This is a genomic window from Streptomyces sp. NPDC056948, from assembly GCF_042674225.1.
GTDB lineage: Bacteria > Actinomycetota > Actinomycetes > Streptomycetales > Streptomycetaceae > Streptomyces > Streptomyces purpurascens.
Genome location: NZ_JBHUQX010000651.1, coordinates 1 through 3,404, shown reverse-complemented (window position 1 = coordinate 3,404; position 3,404 = coordinate 1). Strand labels below are relative to the sequence as shown.

The 3,404-nt window shown below is 70.3% G+C and carries 5 protein-coding genes; 4 read left to right on the top strand and 1 reads right to left on the bottom strand.

Features of this window, described 5'->3' with window-relative positions:
- Window positions 1–100: 100 nt before the first annotated feature.
- Together ACFTZL_RS42910 and ACFTZL_RS42905 are read left to right on the top strand one after the other, a co-directional pair.
- Complete coding sequence (locus ACFTZL_RS42910) at window positions 101–934, top strand: NAD(P)H-binding protein (RefSeq protein ID WP_382595457.1); 834 nt, start codon at window positions 101–103, stop codon at window positions 932–934.
- Window positions 935–1,047: 113 nt separating this feature from the next.
- A complete protein-coding gene (locus ACFTZL_RS42905) occupies window positions 1,048–1,278 on the top strand; it encodes a hypothetical protein (RefSeq protein WP_382595454.1) in 231 nt (76 codons plus the stop codon).
- 114 nt (window positions 1,279–1,392) lie between these two features.
- Here ACFTZL_RS42905 and dapA read toward each other — a convergent pair whose 3' ends face one another.
- Entirely contained in the window at window positions 1,393–2,280 is an 888-nt protein-coding gene (dapA, locus tag ACFTZL_RS42900) for a 4-hydroxy-tetrahydrodipicolinate synthase (RefSeq protein WP_382595452.1), read from the bottom strand.
- 189 nt (window positions 2,281–2,469) lie between these two features.
- On the opposite strand from dapA, the gene ACFTZL_RS42895 reads away from it, so the two are divergent.
- Together ACFTZL_RS42895 and ACFTZL_RS42890 are read left to right on the top strand one after the other, a co-directional pair.
- Entirely contained in the window at window positions 2,470–2,889 is a 420-nt protein-coding gene (locus ACFTZL_RS42895) for a phage holin family protein (RefSeq protein WP_382595449.1), read from the top strand.
- Entirely contained in the window at window positions 2,886–3,251 is a 366-nt protein-coding gene (locus tag ACFTZL_RS42890) for a DUF3618 domain-containing protein (protein ID WP_382595446.1), read from the top strand. Before ACFTZL_RS42895 ends, ACFTZL_RS42890 begins: the two co-directional genes overlap by 4 nt.
- The last annotated feature ends 153 nt before the right edge of the window (window positions 3,252–3,404 follow it).

Genomic DNA, 3,404 nt, shown 5'->3' with positions numbered 1-3,404 from the left:
CTCGTGTGTCCGCTGTCGTTCCGCCGTCTTGACCTCAAGCAAAGTCGAGGTCCTAGCCTGCCGGGCAAGTGATCGATATCTGGGGCAGGAGCGGGCGGCGATGATTCTCGTGACCGGTGCGACCGGGAACATTGGAAGGGCTCTGCTGGGGGAGTTGAGCCTGAGGGGCGCCGCGGCTGTGCGGGGTCTGACGCGGGATGCGGGACGGGCCGCGTTTCCTGAAGGGGTCGAAGTCGTCGAGGGCGATCTCGCCCGGGCGGATTCCCTGAAGGGCGCGCTGGCGGGGGTGCGTTCGCTGTTCCTGCTGTCGGGGACGGGAGCCGAGGAGGAGGTTCTCGCGGCTGCCCGGCAGGCGGGCGTGGAGCATGTGGTGCTCGTGTCGTCGATCACCGTACAGACGCATCCGCACCTGCCCGCGGCCGGCGAGAACCTGGCCGTCGAGCGGTTGCTCAAGGACAGCGGCATGGCCTGGACGGTCCTGCGGCCGACGCAGTTCGCCTCGAACACCCTGTGGTGGGCGCAGTCGATCCGCGAGGAGGGCGTCGTCCGGGCGCCGTACGCGGACATCGGGCTTCCCGCCGTCCACCCCGCCGACATCGCCGCGGTCGCCCGTGCGGCGCTGACCGAGCCGGGGCATCGAGGGCGGACGTACGCACTGACGGGGCCGGAACGCGTCACCGTCCGGCAGCAGGTCGCGGCCGTCGCGGCGGCTCTGGGGCGGGAGGTGACCCTCGTCGAGATCAGCCCGGAGGAGGCACATCGGCAACTGGCCTCCTTCATGGGGGACGAGACCGCGAACGCGGTGCTCGACCTCATGGGCGGGGACGTCAACGACGAGTTGCTGACGGTGCGTGACACGGTTGCGCAGGTCACCGGTTCCGCGGCCAGATCCTTCCGGCAGTGGGCAGCGGAGAACGCTGCCGCCTTCCGCTGAAGCGGGCCACGTACGTACGAATTATCGGGCGTGACCTCGTGACGTGCCAGGCCGATGAACCGGTGGACGCAGTGTCCGATCTGACGTCGAACCGATGAAACGAGGACCGGGGCATGAGGAACGAGCGGGAGCGGGTTGTGGCGCGTTGTCTGGCCGGGGCGGTCGCGGTACTGGCGGTGTGCTGGCTTCCGGCGGGGGCCGCGCACGCCGACGAGACCAACACGAACTCGCACAACGGCCACCGGTTCGGCCTGCTCAATGTCAGCACCGGCCAGGTCGACGACCCGGCGGAGGACGTGCTGGAGCACACGCTGCTGTTCGGTGACGGGTACGCCTGGAACTGAGCCGGCAGGACGTCTATGGGCGGCCGGGGTCCGTATCGCACATGGGTGCGGTGCGGGCCCCGGGCCGTCTTTCGTGCCGAGCGACTCCGGTCGCCCGAGGATTCGGGAGTCCGGTCAGGTGCTTGTCAGGGTCCTGTGGAGCGACAGCAGTTCGTCGGTCGTGGCGCGGTCGGCGGGGCGTAGGGGAGCGCGGACCGGGCCTGCGGGGAGGTTCAGTTCGGTGAGGAGCGCCTTCGTCGTGACGGTGCCCGGCAGGCCTGCCGACATGATCGCCTCGATGAGGGGGGTGGCCCGCTGCTGGAGGCGGGCCGCCTGTGTGGTGTCGCCCGCGTCGAAGGCGTCCAGGACCGCTCGTAGGTGGCCCGGGATCGCGTTCGCGACCGTGCTGACGTAGCCCGTGCCGCCCACGGCGTACAGCGCGAGATTGTGCTCGTCGCAGCCCGCGTAGTACGCCAGGTCCGTGCGGGCCAGTACCTTCTGGGCGCCCAGGAAGTCGTACGAGCAGTCCTTGACCGCGACGATCCGGGGGTGTTCGGCGAGGCGGAGGATCGTCTCGGGTTCGACGCGGGTGCCGGTGCGGATCGGGATGTCGTAGAGCATGAGCGGGAGTTCGGTGGCGTCCGCGATCTCGCGGAAGTGTGCCTCGATCGCGTCCTGCGGGGGTCTGCTGTAGTACGGCGGGATCACCAGCAGGCCGTCCGCGCCCGCCTTTTCGGCCTCCCGGGCCAGGGCGACGGTGTGCCTTGTGTCGGCGGTACCGATGCCCGCGACGATCGACGCCCTGTCGGTCACGGCCTCGCGGACGGCGGCGATGAGTGCCGACTTCTCGGCGTCCGTGGTGGTCGGGGATTCCCCTGTCGTGCCGGAGAGTACGAGGCCGTCGCAGCCCTGTGCGACCAGGTGGATGGCGAGGCGCTGGGCGCCGTCCAGGTCCAGGGTTCCGGTCTCGGTGAACGGGGTGATCATGGCGCAGAGGGTGCGGCCGAACGGTGACGTCGTCATGTCAGTAGTGTCGGCGGGATGATTGTGTAGCTCCACTTAAATTTGCTACCAGGTATCGGTGAGTTTTGCTTCGAGGTTGCGGGGGTGGGCCGGGGCGGGGGCCGGGGTCGTCGCCGAGGCGGGGCGCAGGGGTAGTGGGGGGTGGTTCGGGTACTCGGGGGTTCCTACTTCGAGAGGAGGCGGAACACTGTGACCGGGACCATGGAACATCGGGTCGTGCACGACGAGCACCACTCCGTGGGCGAGCTCGTCGGACAGGCCGCGGAGCAGGTCTCCCTGCTCGTGCGGCAGGAAGTGGCTCTCGCCAAGGAGGAGCTGGCCGAGAAGGGGCGGCGTGCGGGGCGTGGCGGTGGGCTGCTCGGTGCGGCGGGTGCCGTCGCCTATGCCGGGTTCCTCGCGCTGGCGGGTACGGGGGTTGCCGCCCTCTCGCTGGTGCTGTCCGTGTGGGCCGCGGCGCTCATCGTGACGGGGGTGCTGTTCGTCATCGCGGCTGTGCTGGGTGTGGTCGGCCGGGGGCAGCTGCGTCGGGCCACGCCTCCTACGCCTGAGGAGGCTCTCGGCAGCGTGAAGGCGGACGTGGAGGAGATCAAGGAAAGGGCGCATCGATGACGGACGCGACGGGTGGGGCCAAGGGGCCCGATGAGCTGCGGCGGCAGATCGAGCGGACCCGCGGTGAACTCGGAAACACCGTGGAGGAGTTGGCGGGGAAGGCGGATGTGAAGGGGCGTGCGCGGGCGCGGGCGGCTGATCTCCGGGACAAGGCCGGGGCGATGACGGTGCAGTTGCGCAGTAGTGCGGTGCAGGCGGGGCATACGGTGCAGGACAGGGCGACGCATGCGGGGCCTCGGCCGGTGCGGAGTGCTGTTCAGGCCGGGATGCGGCATCCGCGGCCGGTGCTGGTGGTGGGGGCGGCTGCGGGGGCGGTGGTGGCTGTCGGGGTGTTGCGGCGGAGGCATCACGGGCATCGCTGAGTGGCGGATGCCCGCGGCGGCCTGTGCGGCTTTGGCGGGGGTGTGCGTCGCGCCTGCGTCGTGGGTGTGGGTCGGGGCCGTGTCGGGGGGTGTCCGTCCTCGGAACGGCGCGATGGGGTCGGATACCGACTGACTGTCCGTTGACGCGCCAAC